Below are 24,962 nucleotides of genomic sequence, written 5' to 3' on the forward strand. Positions count from 1 at the left end.
TTCAGGCAATTTTCTCTTGAGCGAATTGAACCTGATTACGGCCCATCTGTTTGGCCTGATACATGGCATGATCAGCCGCTAAAGTGGCTTCTTTAATCTGATTAGGATGATTGAAGAAGCTGACTCCGATACTGATAGTCAGGTAAATATGCTGCTGTTCATGATGTAATGGGGTTTCTTCAAGCTGCAACCGGATCCGTTCAGCAATTTTAAAGGCGGCATCTTTTTGAATGTCATGCAAGACGAGCAGAAACTCTTCACCACCAATACGTGACACTTGGTCTTTGTCCCGAATATTGGCTTTAAATATCTGACTGATATGTTGTAAAACCAGATCACCGACCTGATGTCCATAACGATCATTAACGGCTTTGAAATGATCTAGATCTGCCATCAAAACTGCATGCTGTAAGGCGGGATTGGGATCTATTTTTTGAATATAGGCTTCAAAGCCACGACGGTTTAATAATCCGGTCAGCGGGTCGTGATGGCGCTCCCGTTGCAACTTTCGCACCAGATCCAAAATTGCACAGCCAATGAATAAACCTAAAAAGATCAGATCAATCAGCAGCAGGAGCAGCTGCGTAAATGCCCATGCCGGTTCGTAATGGGCGACAAATCCCTAATCCTCAAGTAAAACAGAGAATAGCAAGGCACGACCCATAATGATGAACGCGGTCGCGAGGGTAAAAATTTTCAGGTAACTGTCGATACGTAAGCGTGTACTCGTCCGAATAAAGGCAATCGGGCGGTGCAAATAAATTGCCGCAGTAATGCTACCAATAATCAGCAAACGGGCAGTCTGGTCAGCAGTCACTTGGGTAAAGTAGTAAATGCCAAACGCACCCAAGGCAATCAGGTAAATATAGTTTGGCCATACATAGTCGATTTTTAAACGCTCATAAATGGCTTTGTTGTGAAAGGTACAGGACAAGAAGTAAAGAGCAGGAATGAAACTGGAGATTTCAACTAAAACTGCTGCAGATAAAACGGTATTGAGTAATATCGTTACGCCAATCAGAATCAGTGCATAAGCATAAGATCTTAAATAATTAGGTAAGCCTTTATAATAGGAAATACTCAGCGTGATGATCCCCAGGCTCGACATGATGCTGGGCACGAGTAGACTGTAAAAATTCAAATCCGGGATCAGCGTGTTAGATTATAATGTGAGCAGGTGGGTGAATAATATCATTTATTGCGATGAAAAATATAAATAAAATGGATAATCAAACTAATCGAAATGACCTGTTGAACCGCTCGATATTTTATAAAAACTCAAAAAAATAATATCAAAATGCCCCTTACTCCTGATGATCATTGAGCTGAAAAGGCATTTGTTTTAGTCCAAATCAATGGACGTATTTATAAAATGCTACCAATTTGGACTTGTAGTTTTATCCTGAAAATTTAAGGTGTAAACAGGATGAAAATATAAAGGATCTATCTGAATGAAAACCCCGGTGCCCGATTATCTCCAGCATGTATTAACGGTCTGTCATGATAATGATCAGGGCGCTTTGGCTGACTATATCCCTGAACTGGCAGCGGTAGATCCAAACAAGTTCGCTTTGGCGCTGACTACGGTGGATGGCACGATTTATTCCACGGGAGATGATGAAACCGAATTTACCATGCAGTCGATGTCCAAGCCTTTTGCCTATGCCTTGGCATTGCAGCATTTGGGAATTCCAGCAGTACTGGAAAAGGTCGGCGTTGAACCTTCAGGAGAGGCTTTTAATCAGATTTCACTGGATAAAGAAACCCATCTTCCGAAAAATCCAATGATTAACTCGGGTGCGATCACCACGCATTCTTTGATTCCGGTACAAAAAGGCATTTCACGTGCGGAATGCTTGCGCCGTTTTTTAAGTGAGCTGGCAGGCCGTCAACTGGAATTCGACAAGCAGGTATATAAGTCGGAAGTCAAAACTGCATTCCGGAACCTGTCGATTGGTTACATGCTGCGTACTGTAGGTGTGCTGGATTCGGATCCTGTGGAAATCGTAAATGGATATATTAAGCAGTGTGCGATTAAAGTGACAGTTAAAGATCTGGCAAATATCTGTAGCGTGCTCGCCAATGGCGGTGTTCAGGCCAAAACTGGCAAACAGCTGCTAGAGCGTGATGTAGTGCGCCAAGTGCTCAGCGTGATGATGACCTGTGGCATGTATGATGCGGCGGGTGACTGGCTGACGACGGTGGGCATTCCTGCCAAAAGTGGTGTGTCGGGCGGAATTATCGGGGTATTGCCTGGACAAGTGGGAATTGTGGTTTTTTCTCCTAAGATTGATGAGCATGGGCATAGTGTACGTGGCGTAGATATTTTTGAGCGTTTGTCACGTGACATGGGCTTGCATCTGATGGAAGGGACGCCATCGGCACAGACCATTTTGCAAAGTCGTTATACTGTAGGTAAGAACAATGACATTGTCGTGTATGAGCTGCGCGGTGTATTGCAATTTACAGAATCCGAAATGTTGCTGCGAATTTTGCAGGATGAGCCAGACGCTCAAACACGTATAGTCATAGACCTGACCAATTTGACTTTGATTCATGATGTGGGTGCACGCATGTTATTTGAAGGTGTCAAACGTTTACAAGCGAATGGGCACAAAGTGGTGGTCATTGACTCAGAAGGCGTATTGGGTGAGGAACAGGTGAAAGGCAATAAGCGGGTAGTGGTGACAGAAGAGTTAGAGCGCTATTTGGAGAAGTTTAGTTAGACCATGTTCATGGGGATGAGCAATACCTTTCATTACTGGTGTTTTTAAACTTGCTCAGTAGAGGAAATGAAATTTGAAAAAAGCCCCGAACAGTGTCGGGGCTTTTTTTTAAATCTTGCAAAGCTTATTTAATATGCTCGGCAATGTCCGTAAAGATCACGCCTAAGCCATGTGCACCAGCATCCGGATAGCCTAAGCTACGATCACCGACCGTACCGGCACGGCCCATACGCGCTACGATCTCTTTGGTAGATTCTGCACCTTTTACCGCAGCCTCTGCACCCAAGACAAAGTTTTCTTTAAACGTCTTGTCGGTATTGGTTGACCAAGAGTCTGCGCAAGGAACCAAAGCATCAATCAGGGTTTTGTCACCGACCACAGCACCACGACCAAATGAACGCTCACCTGTCACTTGAATACCTTTCACTGCTGCTTGCAGCATCTCGGCAAAATCTGCCACGCTTAGGGTTTGTTTGCCCTGAATGGCTTTGCTGGCTGAACGGAAAGCAGAACCCCAAATTGGACCTGACGCACCGCCACAGTGTTCCATAATAATCATGGAACTGTTCAGCAAGAATTCATCCATATACTGTGCTTGAATCAGGCTTTGCCATTCACGTTTCAGCTGTTTAAAACCTTTTGCGACGCTCATGCCAAAATCGCCGTCGCCTGCATGCGCATCTAGTTCGCAGAATGGCACTTCATTTTTGATGATGCAGGCTGCCATCACATCGACCACATAACGCATATTTTCTATCGTGAATTGCTCATTCTGAATTTCAGCATGTTCAGCTTGGGTTTCAACTTCGGTATTGGCGGTTTCTCTTGCTGCTGCATCTTGTGCTGCAAATTCAAATGGTAGTGCAGGTGAGCCATCAAGCTTTAAGGCAGGGGTATTGGCTTCCGCATCCAGATAGGTTTTCAGTTCATCATCCACAGCAAGTAATGAGACCGATGCACCATTCATGTCGATACTGGTCATGTAGTTGCCAACAAATGTACGGTAAATCTTGATGCCTTTACGTGCCAGATGTTCGCATACATCATTGTTAAACACATACAGTTCTTGCATTGGTGTTGAACCAAAGCCATTCACCAACAACGCAACTTCTTGCATGTCAGGACGGTCAAGAAATAAGTCATCGACCATACGTTGTGCCATTTCTTTCGATGGCAAGATTTTTTCACGACGGATGCCGGGTTCACCGTGGATACCGACGCCATATTCCATTTCATTATCGGTTAGGGTAAAGGTTGGTGTACCTTTCGCAGGAACGGTACATGAGCTATAAGCAAAACCTAAGCTAATCACGTTATCTGCCGCTTTTTGTGCGACGGCTTTGACTTCCGCCAGCTCTAAACCTTTTGATGCTGCTGCACCTGCAATCTTATGTACGAAGATGGTATCAGCAACGCCACGACGACCCACGGTATAGAGGCTATCTTTTACCGCGATATCATCTGCTACTTTTACATAATCGACTTTAATGCCATCTTCCTGAGCAAGTGCTGCACCATTCTGGAAATTCATCATATCGCCAGAATAGTTTTTGATGATCATCAAAACGCCTTTGTCTGTTGCCACATGTTGCAGGGCTTTGTAGACCTGAATTTGAGAAGGTGATGCAAACACGTCACCACATACAGCCGCGTCTAACATGCCTGTACCGACAAAGCCCGCATGTGCAGGTTCGTGACCACTACCACCGCCACTAATCAGTGCCACATTATTGTGTTTTTGTTTACGTGAAATGATTTTATGCTATTCGGTAAATGTCAGTTCAGGGCGAGCAAGGACAAAGCCTTTGCACATTTCGACAACCAGATTTTCAGGGTTGTTGATGAGTTTTTTCATGGAGGAGGGCCTTCACGTATTCTGGGAGATGTCTAAAGTCTTATTATTATAGAAATGTTTGGAATTTGCTGACTTAAAAATGTAAAAACAGATGATTTTAGGGGGGAGCGGTTAGAAAAGGGGCAGTTTCAGATTTTTTATTGGTTGTTAAATTTTACCTCTCCCTTGCGCAGCAGTGCTGCTCATCTCCTAAAAGGAGAGGGAATGTCTATTCATAAATTTATGTCGGCATTTAAATAGTAATGAATGCTCCCTCTCCCATTGGGAGAGGGTCGGGGTGAGGGATTTTGTAAAGTAAATATGAGGTTTGCAATTCTATCGACAAAAACCAATTTTGAATTACATCGTGGATTTTTACTGTCCTGCTGCCAAGTTGGTGATTGAGTGTGATGGTAGTCAGCATTTCACAGATGTGGGTTTAGAAGCAGATCGAATTCGAGATGATGCTTTGGCTCAGCTTGGGTTAACGGTTTTGAGATTTGATAACGGGCAAGTGATGGGGCGGTTGGATGATGTGGTGGAGATGATTTATCAGAATTGCTTGAAGAAATCCCCCTCTTGCGAAGCAATGCTTCTCACCTTTTCAAAGGGGGACTTCAAATGAATTTAATAGCGGTTGTGTATTCGCGTTGTTCCTCCCTTTTTAAAGGGAGGTTAGGAGGGATTACATTTGACCTTCATACATTTTTTTAGCTTCAATTACTTTGTCTAATTTTCTATGAATCAATGATACTGTTGATAAAATATCTAAGGCATCTTGTTCATCTACATTCCATGTGATTTTTGGAGCATGGGCCGTAGTATTTCTAAATGTTCCAAATATGCCTTTAAGCAAATGCATGAAACCATTCTGCTCACTATGATGACTTGGGGTGGTTAAGCTATTTAAGGCTAAATAAGGGACTTTATTTTTATACGAAAAAGCCTGATCTACTAATTCAGCACCATCAGAAGTTAGATTCGTTTTAAGTCTGATTTTCTCAGCAATACTTTTAGTAGCTTCAAATACTGCATGAAAATAGTTATCTACAAGTAATTCTGCTTTACAGAAGGTTAATACATCAGGATGTATTTTTCTATCTAATAAATTTTTTCTTAAATTTTGTGCCCGTGCTTCAGCTTCATCAAAGGTCTGAACTTTGTCTGCTTGCTTGAGTTCGCCACTTTTAGATAGTGCCAAACCTTCAAATGACAAAACATAATTTAATTCATTTCGTATATTTTCAAACCATTCTTTTCTATGGATATGTCGTGAAGGACGCATAACATATTTAATAAAATTTAAGACATTATTGGAACAGCGATCTTCGGTTTGTTTTGAGTATAGAGCATCATATAAACGCTTCCATTTTGTTGAATTTAATTGAAGATCTTTGATATTACATTCAGCTAGATACTTGGTAATTTCTGTTCCTGAAAGCCCATTATTAGTTTCACCTAAAATTTACAGATACTTTCTAGGCTTCCTAGATCTAAACTTTTTATTATTGCCATTTCTCAATCTTAAATTTTTCATGGGTTTAAGCATTTTAAATATTAGTTTTATTTATAGCAATTTAATCCCTCCCAACCTCCCTTTTAAAAAAGGGAGGAGTTGTCACGTAATTTATTTGATACGCGAAATCCCCCTCTTTCAAAAAGAGGGGGTTAGGGGAGATTAAAAATCTAAAAACAAAAAAATCCCCTCATTCGAGGGGATTTTTGCTTCTCTAAATTAGAGGGTTCTTAAACCACAGAATCATCCAAATTTGGCGCTAACCAACGTTTCGCTTCATCTAACGTCCAACCTTTACGCTTCGCATAATCTTCTAACTGATCGCCAGAGATTTTACCCACGTTAAAGTATTCAGTTTCAGGGTTCGCATAATAGAAACCGCTGACTGATGAAGGTGGCCACATTGCAAAACTTGTCGTTAAGTACGTACCAATCTTGTCGGTTGTACCTAACCAGTCAAACAATGGCGCTTTTTCAGAATGTTCAGGACAAGCAGGGTAGCCCGGTGCAGGACGAATGCCGACATATTTCTCTTTGATCAAATCATCATTTGATAAAGCTTCGTCTGCTTGATAACCCCAGAACTCTTTACGAATACGTTGATGTAAATGCTCTGCAAAAGCTTCGGCAAAACGGTCACCCAAGGCTTGAACCATAATTGCATTATAGTCATCACCTTTGGCTTTGTATTCTTGCGAAAGTTCTTCCGCACCGAAGATCGACACCGTAAAGCCGCCCAAGTAATCCTGAGCCACATCTTTTGGTGCAACAAAGTCAGCCAGAGAGTAGTTCGCTTTACCTGTCACTTTGTCAGACTGCTGACGTAAGTGTTCGAAACTGTGAGTTACATTGCCTGTTTCATCCACAACAGCAACTGTATCTGCTGCTACACGGTTTGCAGGATAAATACTAAACGTCGCACGCGCATCGAAACGTTTATTCTCGATGATGTCTTTCAGCATGGCTTGAGCTTGTTCATACAAGTCACGCGCCGCTTCACCCACCACTTCATCTTCAAGGATTTTCGGGAATTTACCCGCCAGGCTCCATGAAATAAAGAACGGTGTCCAGTCAAAATATTCCACCAAAGCTTCAAGCGGATAATTTGTGAAAGTTTCAGATCCAATGAAGTTTGGTTTAACCGGTGCATTTTTGTCGAAGTCGATCTTGAAGCCGTTGTCAACAGATTCTTGATAAGACAATTTCGCTGCTTTCGGTTGCTTGTTCGCAAGACGGGTACGAATTTTTTCATAATCCGCTGCATAGTCAGCCAAAAGTTTTGGTTTCATTTCAGGAGAGAGCAACTGCGTTGCTACACCCACGGCACGCGAAGCATCTGCGGTATAGAGCACGCCATCATTATGGTATTGCGGTGAGATTTTCACTGCGGTATGCGCTTTAGAAGTCGTCGCACCACCAATCATCAGTGGAATGTTAAAGCCTTTACGTTGCATTTCTTTGGCAACAAACACCATTTCATCCAGAGACGGCGTAATCAGACCAGACAAACCGATGATATCGACTTTTTCATCAATCGCAGTTTGTAGAATCTTCTCGCATGGCACCATCACGCCCAGATCCACGATGTCATAACCGTTACAGCCTAATACTACGCCAACGATGTTTTTACCGATGTCGTGTACGTCACCTTTCACCGTAGCCAGCAAGATTTTACCTTTAGCTTCAGCTTGAGTTTTCTCGGCTTCAATGAACGGGTTCAACCACGCCACAGCCTGTTTCATCACACGTGCAGATTTCACCACTTGTGGCAAGAACATTTTACCGGCACCGAACAGATCGCCGACCACATTCATACCTGCCATCAATGGGCCTTCGATCACATCGAGTGGGCGTGTAGAGTTTAAACGAGCTTCTTCAGTATCCTGGTCGATATAAGTCGTGATGCCTTTTACCAACGCATATTCAAGACGTTTTTCAACAGACTCATTACGCCATTCCAGATTTTCTTCGGCTTTTTGCGTACCACTTTGACCACGGTATTTTTCAGCAACCGCAAGTAGTTTTTCGGTCGCTTCCTGACCGCTTTCACCCTGGTTCTGGTTTAAAACAACATCTTCAACCGCTTCTTTCAATTCTTTATCGATGTCATCGTAAATCGCCATCTGACCGGCATTTACAATACCCATAGTCATGCCTTGCTGAATGGCATGGTACAGGAACACTGAGTGAATCGCTTCACGTACCGGTTCGTTACCACGGAACGAGAACGATACGTTGGATACACCACCAGAAATCATCGCATTTGGCAGGTTCTGTTTAATCCAGCCAGTCGCTTCAATAAAGTCCACACCATAGTTGTTGTGTTCTTCAATACCGGTCGCAATCGCAAAGACGTTCGGGTCAAAGATAATATCTTCAGACGGGAAGCCCACTTCATTCACCAGCACATCATATGAGCGTTTGCAGATTTCTTTTTTGCGCGCAGCTGTATCGGCCTGACCATCTTCATCAAATGCCATCACGATGACCGCAGCACCATATTGACGGCAGAGGCGGGCACGTTCGACAAACTCGTCATGACCTTCTTTCAGGGAAATCGAGTTCACCACGGCTTTACCTTGTACACATTTCAGGCCCGCTTCGATAATCTCCCATTTAGAAGAATCCAGCATGATTGGTACGCGTGAAATATCTGGCTCAGAAGCAATCAGATTCAGGAAGTGCACCATCGCACCTTGCGAATCGAGCATGCCTTCATCCATGTTGATGTCAATGATTTGTGCACCGGCTTCAACCTGTTGACGAGCAACATCAAGCGCTTCGGCAAAGTTTTCTTCACGAATCAGACGCAGAAATTTTTTCGAACCGGTGACGTTGGTACGTTCACCGACGTTCACGAACAGTGAATCTTTGGTGATGTTAAATGGTTCTAAACCGCTTAAACGACACGCCGGTTCAATTTCAGGAATTTGACGTGGCGCAATGCCTGCAACAGCATTTGCAATCGCGCGGATATGATCCGGCGTAGTACCACAGCAACCACCGGTAATATTAATTAAACCGCTTTCTGCAAATTCTTTAATAAATGCGGCAGTTTCTTCCGGCGTTTCATCATATCCACCGAAGGCATTTGGCAACCCAGCGTTTGGATGCGCTGAAACAAAGGTATCGGCAACGTCAGACACGGTTTTCACGTGTGGACGCATTGCATCTGCACCCAGCGCACAGTTAAAGCCGATAGATAACGGCTCTGCATGACGCATTGAGTTCCAGAAGGCTTCAGCGGTTTGACCGGTTAAAGTACGACCTGATGCATCAGTAATCGTACCTGAAATCATGATTGGCAGTTCATAGCCTAATTCTTTAAAGACTTCTTTTACTGCAAAGATGGCAGCTTTGGCATTTAAAGTATCGAACACAGTTTCGATCAGGATGATGTCTGCACCACCTTCGATCAAGGCCTTGGTCGATTCAATATAGTCAACTTTGAGTGCATCAAAAGTGATGTTACGGAACGCCGGATCATTCACGTTTGGAGAAATAGAAGTGGTGCGCGATGTCGGACCAATCACACCGGCTACAAAGCGTGGTTTTTCAGGCGTTGAATATTTGGCACAGGCTTCTTTGGCCAGACGCGCTGCTTCACGGTTAATCTCGGGAACCAGATCTTCCATGTGGTAATCCGACATTGAAACGCGGGTACCGTTAAAGGTGTTGGTTTCAATAATGTCGGCGCCAGCTTCCAAGTAAGCTTCATGAATGCCTTGAATGATTTGTGGCTGAGTCAGCACCAGCAAATCATTATTACCTTTGAGATCATAGGCCCAGTCAGCAAAACGCTCACCACGATAATCGGCTTCTTCCAGTTTATGGCGCTGGATCATGGTACCCATCGCACCATCGATAATTAAAATTCTTTTGGCAAGAAGTTCTTTTAAAGTGGTAAGTGTAGACATTCAAACTTTCTCAGCAGAAATCAAAAAAAACGACGCTAATCTTAGCAGATTAGTTGGCTGATTTCTGCTGAGATTGCTCAGAATGATGGATAAGCATGATATGAAAATTTGATAAGTCATCTAGAAAAACAACAAGTTTTAACATCCGGATCAGAAAATATTGCAATCTCGAATCTGATTCGATGTCTTTGAGACAGTAAACAAAATCAAAAAATTAAGCTGATGCTTTCATTCATGAAATTGTCATATTGATGGCTTATGCTGTGCAAATGAAACTTTTGCTCAGCTTGATGACAGGCAGGGCTTGAATCGTTTTGGTCGAAAAATATGTTGAATTTTTAAGCTTGAAGAAGATGGAATCTTGTCTTAAGTAAATGATTTATAAAATCAAAATCTAGTGTTTTAGTCGGAATTAAACAGGACGAATAGCAGCAAGAAAATCCAAATAATTGCTTCATATGACAGCAGTTTGTCATATAATTGTCACAATTTAACTGAACAATATGGGGATTCTTGAATCCTCTATTCCTGCTTGCATGAATCCTAATCAAACTCCCGTAGATTCAGCACACGGGTCGGCTTCCCAAAAGTCGACCAATGTTCATGTGCCAACACCGAAATTTTTTATGCCGGTGTTCCTGACTCTTATTATCACTACGCTGATTTATATCGGCTTCCAGTTGTCTGCAGATTTAGCGCATGTACCGGCCTTGGGCTTGTATTCAGTTATTTTGTTAGCGACGGCACTTTTTATTGCGTTGAGCTTTGAGTTCGTCAATGGCTTCCACGATACCGCCAATGCAGTTGCCACGGTCATTTATACCAACGCACTTTCTGCTCCCGTCGCAGTGATGTGGGCCGGCTTCTGTAACTTCCTTGGAGTTATGGTGGCCAGTGGTGCGGTCGCTTACGGCATTATTGCGTTATTGCCAGTCGAGCTGATCATGAATGTCGGCTCCGGAGCAGGCTTTGCCATGGTCTTTGCCATGCTGATCGCGGCAATTCTCTGGAATCTGGGAACCTGGTTCCTCGGTATTCCGGCATCCAGTTCACATACCCTAATCGGTTCGATTCTGGGTGTGGGCATCATGAACTATATTCTGAATGCCGGTACTGGCGCTTCAGGTATAGACATGGAGCAAGTCATGAAAGTCGGTAAGGCGCTGTTATTTTCGCCTTTAATCGGTTTTGCATTTGCTGCGATTGTGTTCCTGCTGGTGAAAAAAATCTTCAAGCGTCAACTGGAACTGTTCCAGCCACCTGAAGGGAACAAGCCACCCCCACCACTGATTCGTGCCATGCTGATCTTTACCTGTACTGGGGTGAGTTTTGCCCATGGTTCAAATGACGGTCAAAAAGGTATGGGCCTGATCATGCTGATTCTGATCGGCTGTGTACCGTTGGCGTACTCGCTGAACAAGAATCTGGATGCACAGCATATTCAGTCTTTTGGTCAGTTGTCGGCGCAAACAGCGGATGTGATCTATCCAAATCATCAGGATATTCCGGATGAACAAGCTCGTGATGTGATCACCAAGTACATTCAGACCAAGGAAATTACCCCTGAAGTCGTGCCTGCATTGGCAAGCTTGACGGATCATCTGGGTGAGAAAGTCGGTAGCTATACCAGCATTAAGGATGTTCCTGAAGCTCAAGTTTCTGAATTCCGTAATGACATGTACCTGAGCACCACAGCATTTAAACGTCTGGATAAAGCAGAAGCTTTACCGGCAATGAGTGCTGCACAGGAAAAAACAGTGGATGAATATCGTGACAACCTGGATTCATTCCTGCAATACATCCCGACCTGGGTAAAAGTGGCGACAGCCTTGGCACTGGGTCTGGGCACGATGGTCGGCTGGAAGCGTATTGTCGTGACGGTTGGTGAGCGTATTGGTAAACAGCATATGACTTATGGTCAGGGTATGTCTGCCGAACTTGTGGCAATGTCAACTATTGCAGCGGCAGATGGCTTTGGTATGCCGGTATCAACCACCCATGTATTGAACTCTGCAGTAGCAGGTACCATGGTGGCGAACAAGTCAGGTCTGAATTTCCAGATGGTGAAAACCATTCTGTCTGCCTGGATCTTTACCTTGCCAGCAACGATCTGCCTGTCAGGTGGTTTGTACTGGGTGCTGTTAAAAGTGTTCTAAGTTATTTAGACAAAAAAAGCTGCTCTAGAGCAGCTTTTTTTATGGGTGGAAGAAAAATTAAGGATGTAAAAGAGGAATCTAAATTACGATTAAGGCGACAGGGATGTCGCCGTTAGGCTGTGATATAGGGACATATCATCAGCTTAACAAAAGATTTTTGTTACTTTTGATCTTTCAAAAGTAAAGAAAAAAAGAAGCTATAAAATAGATCAACTTAAATCTGCCCAAAGCACATTCATAAGAATTTGAATGATTGAAAGCCTAAATTAACCTCTCCCTAACCCTCTCCTAGAAGGAGAGGGAACGCCCATTTTCAATTAAAGTTCTCTCTGCTTTAGGGATGAGCAGCACTGCTACGCAACGAGGGGAGAACTTTAAAAATAACTATTACCTTTCTTATGGAAAAATTGGATGAAGATAATAAAAAAATTACTTCTTCAACTTACTCAATAATCCTTTTGGCAACTTCTCTGTCGCAAAACCATATAAGGCAGCAAAAGGCAGTGCAGTACGCGCCAGATAGGCGACTCGCCACAAACCGCCATGATTCGCACCATGCATCATCAATTCAAGCGGATGGTTTAGCTTCACTTCAGGATTGGCCACCGATTCTGGGTTGCGCAGATCATGAATCCATAGTGCCGCCATAATCGCATTGGTGGTTTCAGGCGCGAAAGCTTCAACATCAAACAGGCTGGCGCCATTGAACGCGGCTTTAAGCAGCGGATTCTTGGTCACAGAATAGGTGGTCGTCGAAGGGGCAATATTGATACTGACACGCTGACCTTGAGCACGCGCCAAGGTAGCACGCCATTGCTGGATACGTTTTGCCAGTGCATAGTTCGGGCCTTGTTCTACTACCAGACAGTCACAGATACCATAAACCTGATCACCAGACTGAATCAGTTCATGCGCATTTTTCTGGAAAAAGTGTTTGCGGCTTAAGGTTGAAACACCTTTAGAAAGGATCGACTGTGCCTTGGAGCGTTCAGTATATTTCACTTTAGAGGCTTCGATTACTTCACTCGGCACCGCATAAACATCGGTCGGCGTACACATGTACATCAGACTGGTATTGGCTTTTTGCTGACTAACATAGTGCATGATGGCATCCATCGCCATGGAAACGCGGACATGCTTTTCACCATCCAGATAGGCAATTGCAGCCAGATCCAGATCCTGTTCGAACTGTAATAACCATTTGGCAATTTCAGGAATCTGGGTCAGTAAATTCGCGCCCAATTTTTCTTTTAAAATATCAAGTGAAGTGTCAGCAGGCAGGTCTTCAGTACAAGGTGCATACAGCGTGGCATTGCCTTGGCGAATGGTGTCGACAATCTTGCCCCATACCCGGGTATTCGGCAGATCAATCGCTACAATGTTGGCTTTCCATTTCGCCAACCAGGTCAAAGGGCCGGCTTCCGATGCTGCACCAAACAGCACCGTGGTTCGATCGGAAAGATCAAACCATTCAGGATGCACGACACATTCACGTAGGGCATTGGCATGACTGGTTTCCACGATGCCTTGGCTTTCCCAGCGCTCAATCTGCTCCAATAAGGCGTCACCTTGCAGCTTTTGACCGTGGTAAGGCACATACCATTCTGGTACAGCTTTATTGCTACCTGTGAGTTTGAATGTATGTAGTTGTTCAGCGGGCAGAGTTAAAGCATCTTGCAATACATACTTTTGACCATCGCGGTAAAATTCAAAAGTCTGATGTGCTTTTGCCAATCCATCTTCGGCAATTTTCAAGCTGGATTCAGGGGAACTTAATCCTTGCTCGACCAGCTGCTTAAAATGCACAGTATATTGTTTGCGCCAGTTTTTTTCTGATTGTGCCTGTTGAGAACTGTGTGGATTTACATTGGCTAGCGCTGCCGCAATGATTGCGCGCCCTGCTTTAGAGCTACTTGGTTTTTGTTGCTGAGACTGAAGAGGAAATTGAAGACCGTCTGGTGTAGTGGACATGCAAAATATCTCGAGAATGACAGTAATTAATATACAGATGTATACATTATCGCTGCAAAATTCAGTCCAAGATTGGCATTAAGTGACATCATGACTTTCTAATATATTACTAGATGTTTCAAAAAAATAAGAGAGCAGCAGCTCTCTTATCAATTTTTAGCAGAAATATGAGGTTCAATTCATATATAGCCTCATTCTCTTATCATTAAATAACCCTAATTAAAATGGAACTTGCATCAGTTTATTCAGAAAATGCGGAATCAGGCGTGGCTCCAGAATAATCGTCATGACCACCCCGTAAGCCGCTCCCCATAAATGCGCGCTGTGATTAATGTTGCTATTGCCTTTTTTGCCTGACCAGATGCTATAAGCTACATACAGCACAGCAAAAATAATGGCAGGAACCGGAATGAAGAACACAAAGATCAACTTCCAAGGTTCAAACAGAATATAGGCAAACAGTACAGCCGAGACTGCACCGGAAGCACCTAAACTGGCCCAGCGCGCATCATTTTTATGCTTTAGGTAACTTGGCAGAATGGCTGCGATCAGACCACCAAGGTAAAACAGGATAAAACCCAGGTCATAGAGATATTGACGATAAAAGCTTTCAATCACGCTGCCAAAAAAGAACAGGGTAATCATGTTGAACAACAGATGTGCACCATCCGCATGGATAAAGCCATGCGTAATAAAGCGGTCGTATTGTCCACGTTGCAGTGCCGGCGGCCAGAAAATCAGGCGATTCATCACCGTCTCTTTGGAGAAAGCAATAAATGACACAATACAGGTGATCAGAATAATGGTCACGGTATGATTAAAAGGTAAATCAAGCATATAAATGATTCTAATGGTGCCTATTTGCCAATTATCATGCCATTAAAATTGAGCTAAAGTTGTACTTTTATAATAAATCCGACAATTTTAGTTGATTTTTAAAAATTACCCCGCATCTTCAGTTAAAATGGCCGCTTGAGCTTGAGGAAATTATTGTTATGTCGACTGAGAACAGCAGCACTCCAGTTGTTGGTGAAATTCCCAACTTATTGATTACACCAACAGCACAAGAGTATTTAAAGGATCTACTGGATAAACAGAACACCCCGGGTATTGGTGTGCGTGTTTTTGTAGAGCATCCAGGTACTCCTCGCGCTGAATGTTGCATGGCCTATAGTGCACCTGATGAAGTTGTACCGACAGATTATAAGCAGGAATATCCTGATTTCCCTGCTTTTATCGACTCGCCATCTATTCCGTATTTACTCGATGCCGTGATTGACTACAACAAAGACCGTTTTGGTGGTCAGTTGACCTTCCGTGCGCCGAACTCTAAAGTGCCACGCGTGGGGCCAGATGCATCGGTAGAAGAGCGTATTACCTATGTCTTGCAGTCTGAAATTAACCCGGGTCTGGCAGGCCATGGCGGTAACTGTGCACTGGTTGAAGTCAAAGAAGACCCTGAAAAAGGTTTAACCGCTGTACTTAAATTTGGTGGTGGTTGCCAGGGCTGTTCAGCGATTGATATCACCTTGAAACAAGGCGTAGAAACAACGCTAAAACAGCATATTCCTGAATTGATGAATGTCGTTGATGAAACGGATCATAGTCAGTCTGAAGGTGCGTATATGAAATAAGCTGTTCTATATAACAGTTCATTTATAGCATATAAAAAAACCTCGAACTTTCGAGGTTTTTTTATATCTGGCTTAAAATTTAGTAAATATTAATGATAATAATTATCAATAGCAATTGAATTTGAGTAGAAAGCTGTTACACTTCGCAACCGAATAAACATGATTTCTTCATAAATATTGGGGCGCGCAAGGTATGAATAAGCCATTCTTAAAAACCACTTTGGCATTTGCTGTAACTTCACTCATGACGGGTAATGCATTTGCAGTCGAAGCTGTTGTTCCACAGGCGGAAGCGACTAAACTGCAAACGATTGTGGTGACCGCAACAGGTTATGAGCAAGATTTGGCTAAAGCACCTGCTTCCATTACTGTGATTGATCGTGGAGAATTGGATAAACGTGAATATAACGACATTACTGATGTGCTGCGTAATACGCCTGGGGTCGTGGTTTCGGGTTCGGGTTCTGCACAGACCATCAGTATTCGAGGCATGAGTTCAAACTACACCTTGTTTCTGGTCGATGGTAAGCGTCAATATGGCAAGGATGTGAACCCGAATGGGGATGATGGCGGTTTTGAGAAAAATATTCTGCCACCTATTTCAGCAATTGAACGTATTGAAGTGATCCGTGGTCCAGCTTCTACACTTTATGGTACAGATGCCATGGGCGGTGTAGTGAATATTATTACCAAAAAAGTGTCGGATGAATGGTCTGGCAATATTGAATTGGGAACCACGATTCAGGACAGTAGCCGTTCAGGTGATATTAAAAATGCTTCTGCATATCTTGCTGGTCCTTTAATTGCAGATAAGCTTGGTTTGCAACTGGCAGTCAATAAGCAGGAACGTAATGAAGACCGTTATGTTGGCGGTTTTCGTGGCACGGAACGTGAAAGCTTAAATTCACGCCTGACTTATGCCATTAATGATGATCATGATGTACAAGTTGAAGCTAATTTCGTGCAGCAGGAATCAACTACGTCTGTAGGGGAAACGGTAGCACCTGCTCAAGGTGCTGCAGATTCATTCTCGCGTAATTATCGTAATGTTTATTCCTTAACCCATAATGGCCGTTATAGCGATAACTTAGACAGTTCATCTTATATTCAATATGAAAATTCAAAAAATCCAGATCGTGGCAATACGGAACTCGGCACCAAAGGGATTACCCTGGATACTTGGACAGCGAACAGTCAATGGAACTTAGCCTTAGGTGATCATACGCTGTCATTCGGGGGATATCTTAAAGATGAAAAACTGGTCGATAAAGCGACTAACCGGAATCCTAATGCACCTGAATTTAGTGAATTAACACGTTGGTCTGCTGCCGCTTTCCTTGAAGACACCTGGAGTATTACGGATCGTTTCGACTTAACCGCCGGCTTACGTTATGATCATGATGAAAACTATAGTGGCCATTTATCGCCACGACTGTATGGGGTGTACGCGGTAAATGATAACTTTGTAGTAAAAGGTGGTGTGGCTACAGGTTATAAACAGCCTGATATTCGTGCAGCCACAGAAGGTTTCTATAGCGTCACGGGTGGCGGTGGTTCACCCTTAGCAACAGGCCGTGGCATCATCCGTGCTAATTCAGATTTAGAACCTGAATCAAGTGTATCTACTGAATTAGGTTTCAACTGGAAAAATGATTATATCAATACATCGCTGACTGGCTTTATCACTAAATATGAAGATCGTATTACGGAAGTTCGTGCCTGTGAAACCGATACTGATGGCACCACAACAAACCGTAATAACTGGCAGAATTGGAAATGCTTCGAAGGAGATATTCCATTCTACTTTATTAGTGAACGGATCAACGTGGATGAAGCAGAAATTCGTGGTGTAGAAGCAACGGTAGAAGCCAGTCTGAATGATTACACGATATTGACTGCAAACTATACTTATACCGATTCAGAGTTTAAATCGGGTGCTTTTAAAGGCCAGCCACTGAACCAGATGCCGGAACATATGTTTAATATTGGTGTGGATTATGAGCTAAATGATGCACTCAATGTATGGAGCCGCTTGCACCATCGTTCTGAAACCTCTGCTTACTTGAGCCGTACCTCTATGGCTCAGCCAAATCCAGGCTACCAATTTGTAGATGTCGGCTTTAACTATAAATTCAGTCCGAATTTGACCGGTAAATTCGGCGTCTATAACCTACTGGATGAAAAAGCTGAAGATATTGATGGTGATCAACTATTGGATGGTCGTCGTTACGGTATCAGTCTGAATGCAAAATTCTAAGCAAATGACAATATAAAAAAGCCGCTATAAAGCGGCTTTTTATTTAAATCTTAAGAATTTTCAAAGTATCTTCATGATAATAAAATTGTTCCAGATATTTGCGCGTGCGTTCACGTAAGTGACCTTGGGAAACCATCTGCTGGATTACCGGACTGAGCAGTTGCTGCAATTCATTCTGAATTAGCGCTTCATCAATATTCAGATCACGTAATAACTGATCAAAAGTATGTTCCTGATTGCGGACATACCAGGTATGAATTCCGTCATGCACTTGCTGCTGCAGATAGTCCGTCTGGCGTATGTGATCCCAGATGTCATGACCTAAGCCGACCGTCTGATTCAGGTCCTGCAGCTCAATATAATTCTTCAAGACCGATACTGGCATGTCTTTGATTTTATGCCAGAGATTGGCCTGAAAATGATAGAGTTTTTCATCGTCAAAATGCTGGTTCAGCACATGCTCACTCATCTGGCTGAGCTTTAGAATGTTCTTTTGCAGATAACGTGCAATGGTGCTATCGAGGTTGGTATCGGTAACATTTTCCAGTACAGATTTGCCCATTTTCATAAAGCGGGAAACCCCGGGCACGCTTTTGGCAATCATGGAGTTATCCAGATAATCCTGAATGGAATGCTGGATCAATTGCGTAATCATGGCTGAAAATGCCGGATTATTCACGACGGTTTTGATCAGACGCTGACGATGGCCACTTTTACTGGCCACATACTGGGCGATTTTGTCTACGGTCAGTACTGGAATCAGATCGGCAATCGTGGTGGAATCATTGGCCGGATGCACCAGGGCAAAACGGATATGCTCGGCAATCTGTTCAATCAGAAAGCTGCTGGCGGCAGTACCCAGAATCTGTTTTTGTAAAAGCTGGTTGATCAGTTCACAACTCCACAGCTCTTTCAGCGTCTGTTTACGTAGCCACAAATAAAATGCATGAAACTCGCTTTGAATCGTTTCAGATTGAGAAAATGCCTGATCGAGAAAATCAAGTTGAGCATCGATCAACTGCTCAATCATCGGGTGTTTCTGCATAGCATCTCTGAAACTTAATTTAAAGGAATGAGTTTATCAGCAAGCGGGTTTTTTAGGGTCTGTGTCTTGGCCAGAAAAGGCAAATAATGTTGTGCGACCTGTTTTTCTGCTTCCAGAATCGGCATATGCCCGACGTTATTTAGAATCACAGGTTTTTCGGCACGTTTCAGCAGGGCATGCAGTTCTTTGACCACTTCGACATTAATGATTCGATCCTGTCTGCCCCATAAAATCAAGGTGGGTGCTTCTACCGTTCGGGTCAGGCGGGCAAAGGTTTCCGGTGTATAAATCCGGTTTAGCATCACCACTTGGTCAATTGATTTACTGGTTTGTTCAGCGCGTGAAATCAACAGTTTTTCCTGTGCATGCCGTAACTGATAAGGAATCACTGGCGGATTCTGCATCAGCTGTTTGGAAACATCTTGAAGATCACCAGGTTTGCTGACGATCAGGTCTTTCAAGGCCTGTGGGTCTTTGGTATAGGGCGTATTGCCCATTTTATACAGGCCCGCACTATTGATCAGAAACAGGCTTTGCGTATCAAAAGGGTATTGCGAGGCATAAACCGTGGCAATCGAGCCGCCTAAGGAATGTCCGGCAATATGTAAATTCTCGTCCACATTTAAGGTTTCAATAAATAGACGTAGCTGGGAAGTCACATTGGGTACAGAAACATCAAAATTGTCCGGAACTTTGGTGTCGCCGTTGCTCGGCAAATCTGGAATAATGACATGATAATAGGGCGTCAAAAACTGGGCGACCCGGTTCCAGTTGTCGCGCGTGCCGGCCAGACCATGAATCAGTAGAATGGATGGTTTGTTCTTGGCACCGCCTTCGCTATAACTCCAGGTGACCTCGCCAATTTTGAGGGTCTTGGATTTGAGACCGGCAAGGCTGCGTTCTTGTAACAGATGCTGCTGCAAGACTTTGGCAGATGTTTCATTTTTCTGGCTAAACAGTATTTGAGCATGTGTCAGTCCCGGTAATGCTATGCTTAAGGCAACCACGGCTGAACAAATCATTTTCGAGCGCAATTTTATTATTTTCTTCATTGACCATTCCCCAAAACAAACCCAGTGAGCAAATTGCTCAATCAAAATACTTCCATGTTATAAATTTGCAATTTTCATTCAAATAAAAACATTATTCTTCATTCTATTTTAAATCAATCTTTGCGCTTGTCACCCATTAGTTTTTTGCTAGATTGCATTAAATGACTGGAAAATGTGATGTATTACGCATAAATTCCCTGCAGAAATGAAATTAGATAAATGCTAAAAATTTAATCAGCTAAGATTTTTTGCAAGTGACATTCAAAAAAACTGGCAGTAAGATATTGCAACTAAAACCATCGGTGATAGAAAAGAATGCTCACAGCTCAAGAAGCTTTAGAACGTCTTAGACAGGGTAACCAACGTTTTGTCAGTGGCGATACCACGCATCCAAAACAACTTAGCCACCAACAGCGCGCAGAAATGGCAGAGGATCAGAATCCGTTTGCGATTGTTTTGGGATGTTCAGATTCGCGCGTTCCAGCCGAAATGGTTTTTGATCAGGGTCTCGGCGATCTTTTTGTGATTCGTGTTGCAGGTAATATTGTTGCACCCTCACAGGTCGGCAGTGTTGAGTTTGCCGCGGCACGTTATGATTGCGCGATTGTGGTGGTGTTAGGTCACAGTCATTGTGGTGCGATTAAAGCCACCATTGATACCTTAATGTGCCCTGATTGCCCGCCATCGGCAAACCTGATGTCGATTGTAAACCGCGTGCGTCCTTCTGTTGAAACCTTAATGCAAACTGAACTGAAAAATGACTTGGCAAAATTGTCCAAGCATGCAGTACGTTCCAACGTATTTGCTTCGGTAAATCAGTTACGTCACGGTTCAGCCGTTCTGGAAAACCTGATTGGACAAGGAAAATTAAAAGTCGTGGGTGCGGAATATTCACTGGAAACTGGTGAAGTGACATTCTTCGATTTTTAATCACGATTCATCTAATTACATTCTAAAATAAGTTAAAGGCGCTTTATAAAGCGCCTTTAATGTATGGATAAGCATTATTTAACAGAATCGTCTGTGCTTTGGCATTTGGATGAATCAGATCCTTTTGCATCAGGGTTTTATTACCGGCGACACCTTGCATAAAGAAAGGCAATAATTTCACCTTATATTGCTGACTGACCACTTTATAATTATTTTCAAACGCCTTGCTATAGGCCTGCCCGTAATTAGGCGGCATTTTTATGCCAAATACAATGACCTTGGCCTTGGCTTTCTGGCTCTGCTGAATTAGGCTGGCTAAATTTTTTTGAATCATTTGCGGTGGTTGTCCACGCAAGCCATCATTGCCACCTAACTCAATCACCACAAGGTCTGGACGATGCGTCTGCAGCAATTTTGGTAGTCTGGCCAGTGCTCCGCTGGTGGTTTCGCCACTGACACTTGCATTGACCACTTTATGCTGTTTCGGATACTGTTGCTCTAAACGCTTTTGTAATAAATGTACCCAACCCTGCTGGGGCTGGATACCATAACCTGCACTTAAACTATCACCTAAAATCATAATCGTCTTTGCTGAAACCCCAAGAGGTAACAGGCACAGACTGAGCAAAAAAAAGTAAGGCAATAGCCGAGTTTTCTGATTAAGATCTTTCATATAGGACACGTATGATTCAAAGCAGCAACGATTCGACCATCATGCCACAGGCTATTATTTCTGCCCAGAAATTGACACAAAAGATACAACTTTCACAAAAACAGCTCACCATTTTTGAGGATCTTGATCTGGATATTCAGGCCGGAGAACAAGTGGCAATTACCGGTCGTTCCGGTTCCGGAAAATCCACATTACTGGGTATTCTGGCGACACTGGATCAGGCAAGTTCAGGTCAGCTTATGGTCTGTGGCGAATCAGTGTCTAACTTGAATGAAGAACAACGTGCACTGGTACGTTTAAGAAATATCGGGTTTGTCTTTCAGTCTTTTCAGCTCTTACCGCACCTGACTGCACTTGAAAATGTAATGCTGCCATTACGTTTGCAACCTGGTTTTAAATATGCAGAAGCTGAGCAAAAGGCGTTGGCATTACTACATAAAGTTGGTCTGGATCGACAGACGCAGCAAACCCCAAAAGTATTGTCCGGGGGAGAGCAGCAACGTGTAGCCATCGCTCGTGCACTGGTTAGTGAACCAAAAATCATTTTTGCCGATGAACCCACGGGTAACCTCGACGGCGAAACTGCCAAAGAAATTGAACAACTACTCTTTCAACTGAATCGGGAACTGGGGACGACTTTGGTGCTGGTCACGCATGACCGCAAACTGGCGCAGCAGTGCCAGCGGCATTTTGAATTGCTGAATGGCGAGCTGATTGAACATCCGAGTGGAGGATGAAATGAATCCGTTATTTCGTCCTTTACTGACGCAAAGCTTTAAAACGACCGGGATTTATCTGCTGATTATTGCCTTAACGCTGGCAATTAGCGCGACCACTGCACTTAAATTTAGTAATGAGCAGATCCAAAATGCAGTCGCCTTGCAGGCAGCAGAAATGCTGGCCGGTGATCTGGTGCTTTCAGATAATGAGCCTTTGCCGGAGCAGTGGCGTGATCAGGCCAAGCAGTTGGATTTAAAGCAGTCAGACGTCACTTTCTTTAGCAGTATGGCCTATACCGATGCACAGTTTGTCATGGTCAATGTCAAAGCCATTGATCAGGCTTTTCCTTTGCGTGGCGAACTTCGGGTGCAACCGGCAAAAAAATCGATTCAGTCTGGTGAAATCTGGCTCAGTCCACGAGCCATGGATCTGCTCAAAGTCAAATTGGGGGATCAGCTCAATATCGCCGATGCGGCGTTTAAAGTCACCGCCAAGATTGAACAGGACTCCAATCAGGAACTTGGATTTTCCGGATTTTCACCAACGGTGATTATCTCCCAGGCAGATGTGGCACGAACCAATGCGATTCAGGTGGGTAGCCGGATTGAATATCGTTTACTCATGGCTGGCCGTCCAGACGACACCCAACAATATGAAGCCCTGTTCAAGCAGCAGGTCAAGTCAGCAAACGGCTCGGCTGAAACCCAAGCGGAAGTGCAAGGACAGGAATTTGAGGAGCAAAGCAGTCTCAGGTTACGCAATGCCAGTGAAGGCAATACCCGCTTGATGAAGCCGATTGCTAATCTGGACACTTTCCTGCAACTGGCCAATATTTTGACCATTCTATTATGCGGGATTGCCATTGCCTTAACCGCGCAGCGTTATGTGCAGCAGAATCAGGATCATATTGCCTTGATGCGTTGTATCGGTGCGACCAAGCAGCAGATTCTGTCAGCTTATCTGGCTTTACTCGGGATGGTGCTGTTGATTGCGATGCTAATTGGTACCGTGGTCGGGATCAGTCTGGGTTATGGCCTGTTACAGTTGATGTTGCAGCTGATTCCAAATTTACAGATTGAATTTTCCGCTATCGCAATGTTGCTTGGACCATTGCCGGTCGCGATGCTGACCAGTGCCGTAGTGCTACTCGGTTTTGTCATGCCAAGCTTGTTGCAACTGCTAAATACACCGCCAATTCGGGTGATCCGCCAGCAGGAAAAATCAGTACAATCCATGCTGTGGATGCTGCTGACTGGAACGTTAAGCCTGATTATTTTTAGTGTGATCTTGACTGAAAATCTATTGCTGACCGCCTGGGTGATTGGCGCGATTATCGTGTTATGTGCGGTGCTGTATCTGACGGTATGGGGGGTGTTGAAACTGCTGCGCAATCTGAAGCTGAATCTGTCAGCCTATGTGCGCACACCATCTCAGACCGCCTTGCAGATTACGGCTTTAGCCTTGGGCTTAAGCCTGATTACAGTATTGGCTGTCTTGCGTACCGATCTGCTAGATCGTTGGCAGCAACAGTTGCCGGAAGGTACACCGAACCAGTTCGTTTACGGTTTACCGCCTTTTGAGATGCCAGCCCTGAAAGCCCAACTTGAGCAGAGTGGCTGGAAAAGCACACCACTGTATCCAAATGTCCGTGGGCGTCTGGTCGCCAAAAATGATCAGCCTTTTGCCGAGGAACTGGTGAAAAGTAGCAATACTTTAAGACGTGAACTGAATCTGACCCAGTCAAATAGCTATCCACAAGATAATGTGATTGTCAGTGGTGATGCGGTATTAAAACAAGTCGGCACCGTATCGGTCGAAGCCAATACTGCCGAAGAGCTAGGGATCAAGATTGGAGATAAGCTCAGTTTCAGTCTGCCTGAAGGCATACTGGAAGCTAAAGTCGTTAATCTAAGAACCGTCGAGTGGGAAAGTTTTAGTCCCAACTTTTTCTTTATCTTTGCACCCAATACCATGGATGCCAATGCCGGCAGTTATCTGGGCAGTTTTTATGTCCCGGAGGTAGATAAGGGCAAACTGGTGTCTGTGATCCAGCAATTTTCCAACACGGTGTTTATTGATGTCAGCCTGATTCTGGAAGAGATCAAACGCATTGTGAATGTGCTGGTGCAAATCGTGACCATTCTGGCAGTACTGGTCAGCATTTCCGGTTTTCTGGTACTGATGGCCTGTCTGAACCTGTTGATGGATGAGCGCAAACGTGAAGTGGCTTTGCTTCGATCATTCGGTAGTTCCAAGCAGAAACTGAAAACCATGATGAGTCTGGAAATTGGTTTTATTGGGCTGTTTGCCGGAATAGTTTCCTGCCTGTTTGCCGAAGTGATCAGTGCGATTGCCAGTTATAAAATGGATTTAATGATTCAGCCGCATTGGGAAATCTGGATTATCTTGCCGATCTTTATGACCACTTTATGTGCGCTGATTGGCCGTTATCGCCTGAGTTATCTGTCAGAGATTCCACCCTTACAAAGCTTGCGTGAGATGAATCAATAAGATTCATCTCCGTGATTTTT

The 24,962-nt window shown here is 43.8% G+C and carries 16 protein-coding genes and 2 pseudogenes; 8 read left to right on the forward strand and 10 right to left on the reverse strand.

Annotated elements, in window-relative coordinates; translation table 11 throughout:
- Nucleotide 1: 1 nt before the first annotated feature.
- Together NI466_RS01815 and NI466_RS01820 are read right to left on the reverse strand one after the other, a co-directional pair.
- Entirely contained in the window at nucleotides 2-505 is a 504-nt protein-coding gene (locus NI466_RS01815) for a GGDEF domain-containing protein (protein WP_253172517.1), read from the reverse strand.
- Between the two features lie 117 nt (nucleotides 506-622).
- A complete protein-coding gene (locus NI466_RS01820) occupies nucleotides 623-1,108 on the reverse strand; it encodes a hypothetical protein (protein WP_253172518.1) in 486 nt (161 codons plus the stop codon).
- 343 nt (nucleotides 1,109-1,451) lie between these two features.
- On the opposite strand from NI466_RS01820, the gene NI466_RS01825 reads away from it, so the two are divergent.
- Nucleotides 1,452-2,726, forward strand: coding sequence for a glutaminase (locus NI466_RS01825; RefSeq protein WP_253172519.1), 1,275 nt, complete (start codon nucleotides 1,452-1,454; stop codon nucleotides 2,724-2,726).
- A 124-nt stretch (nucleotides 2,727-2,850) separates the two neighbouring features.
- Here NI466_RS01825 and dhaK read toward each other — a convergent pair.
- Nucleotides 2,851-4,581: pseudogene (dhaK, locus tag NI466_RS01830) on the reverse strand (dihydroxyacetone kinase subunit DhaK).
- 304 nt (nucleotides 4,582-4,885) lie between these two features.
- Between dhaK and NI466_RS01835 the strand changes: the two are divergent.
- Nucleotides 4,886-5,185 (forward strand): annotated as a pseudogene (locus NI466_RS01835) (endonuclease domain-containing protein); the annotation flags it as partial.
- A gap of 60 nt (nucleotides 5,186-5,245) precedes the next feature.
- Here the strand turns inward: NI466_RS01835 and NI466_RS01840 are convergent.
- Both NI466_RS01840 and metH read right to left on the reverse strand, forming a co-directional pair.
- The gene (locus NI466_RS01840) at nucleotides 5,246-5,845 is read right to left on the reverse strand and encodes a TIGR02391 family protein (protein ID WP_253172521.1); all 600 of its coding nucleotides are present in this window, start codon (nucleotides 5,843-5,845) and stop codon (nucleotides 5,246-5,248) included.
- A gap of 461 nt (nucleotides 5,846-6,306) precedes the next feature.
- On the reverse strand, nucleotides 6,307-9,993 hold the full coding sequence (metH, locus tag NI466_RS01845) for a methionine synthase (protein WP_253172522.1): 3,687 nt from the start codon (nucleotides 9,991-9,993) through the stop codon (nucleotides 6,307-6,309).
- A 536-nt stretch (nucleotides 9,994-10,529) separates the two neighbouring features.
- On the opposite strand from metH, the gene NI466_RS01850 reads away from it, so the two are divergent.
- Complete coding sequence (locus NI466_RS01850) at nucleotides 10,530-12,149, forward strand: inorganic phosphate transporter (RefSeq protein ID WP_044111639.1); 1,620 nt, start codon at nucleotides 10,530-10,532, stop codon at nucleotides 12,147-12,149.
- Nucleotides 12,150-12,578: 429 nt separating this feature from the next.
- Here NI466_RS01850 and NI466_RS01855 read toward each other — a convergent pair whose 3' ends face one another.
- Complete coding sequence (locus NI466_RS01855; RefSeq protein ID WP_253172523.1) at nucleotides 12,579-14,120, reverse strand: hypothetical protein; 1,542 nt, start codon at nucleotides 14,118-14,120, stop codon at nucleotides 12,579-12,581.
- A 219-nt stretch (nucleotides 14,121-14,339) separates the two neighbouring features.
- Nucleotides 14,340-14,957 (reverse strand): rhomboid family intramembrane serine protease, encoded by a 618-nt coding sequence (locus NI466_RS01860; RefSeq protein ID WP_004646259.1) that lies wholly within the window; start codon nucleotides 14,955-14,957, stop codon nucleotides 14,340-14,342.
- 158 nt (nucleotides 14,958-15,115) lie between these two features.
- On the opposite strand from NI466_RS01860, the gene nfuA reads away from it, so the two are divergent.
- Nucleotides 15,116-15,754, forward strand: a complete 639-nt coding sequence (nfuA, locus tag NI466_RS01865; protein ID WP_044111637.1) for a Fe-S biogenesis protein NfuA — start codon at nucleotides 15,116-15,118, stop codon at nucleotides 15,752-15,754.
- Nucleotides 15,755-15,947: 193 nt separating this feature from the next.
- Nucleotides 15,948-18,011: a TonB-dependent receptor domain-containing protein gene (locus NI466_RS01870; RefSeq protein WP_253172524.1), complete on the forward strand. Its 2,064-nt coding sequence runs from the start codon at nucleotides 15,948-15,950 to the stop codon at nucleotides 18,009-18,011.
- Nucleotides 18,012-18,054: 43 nt separating this feature from the next.
- Here NI466_RS01870 and NI466_RS01875 read toward each other — a convergent pair whose 3' ends face one another.
- Nucleotides 18,055-19,056, reverse strand: a complete 1,002-nt coding sequence (locus tag NI466_RS01875) for a hypothetical protein (RefSeq protein WP_253172525.1) — start codon at nucleotides 19,054-19,056, stop codon at nucleotides 18,055-18,057.
- Between the two features lie 14 nt (nucleotides 19,057-19,070).
- Nucleotides 19,071-20,108: an alpha/beta fold hydrolase gene (locus NI466_RS01880; RefSeq protein WP_253172526.1), complete on the reverse strand. Its 1,038-nt coding sequence runs from the start codon at nucleotides 20,106-20,108 to the stop codon at nucleotides 19,071-19,073.
- A 315-nt stretch (nucleotides 20,109-20,423) separates the two neighbouring features.
- On the opposite strand from NI466_RS01880, the gene NI466_RS01885 reads away from it, so the two are divergent.
- On the forward strand, nucleotides 20,424-21,038 hold the full coding sequence (locus NI466_RS01885; protein WP_004646264.1) for a carbonic anhydrase: 615 nt from the start codon (nucleotides 20,424-20,426) through the stop codon (nucleotides 21,036-21,038).
- 43 nt (nucleotides 21,039-21,081) lie between these two features.
- Here NI466_RS01885 and NI466_RS01890 read toward each other — a convergent pair whose 3' ends face one another.
- Nucleotides 21,082-21,711, reverse strand: a complete 630-nt coding sequence (locus NI466_RS01890; RefSeq protein ID WP_005104662.1) for an arylesterase — start codon at nucleotides 21,709-21,711, stop codon at nucleotides 21,082-21,084.
- Nucleotides 21,712-21,722: 11 nt separating this feature from the next.
- Between NI466_RS01890 and NI466_RS01895 the strand changes: the two genes are divergently transcribed.
- Nucleotides 21,723-22,448, forward strand: a complete 726-nt coding sequence (locus tag NI466_RS01895) for an ABC transporter ATP-binding protein (protein ID WP_191111963.1) — start codon at nucleotides 21,723-21,725, stop codon at nucleotides 22,446-22,448.
- A 1-nt stretch (nucleotide 22,449) separates the two neighbouring features.
- A complete protein-coding gene (locus NI466_RS01900; protein ID WP_253172527.1) occupies nucleotides 22,450-24,942 on the forward strand; it encodes an ABC transporter permease in 2,493 nt (830 codons plus the stop codon).
- The last annotated feature ends 20 nt before the right edge of the window (nucleotides 24,943-24,962 follow it).

This window comes from Acinetobacter lwoffii (assembly GCF_024129595.1).
Classification (GTDB): domain Bacteria; phylum Pseudomonadota; class Gammaproteobacteria; order Pseudomonadales; family Moraxellaceae; genus Acinetobacter; species Acinetobacter lwoffii_O.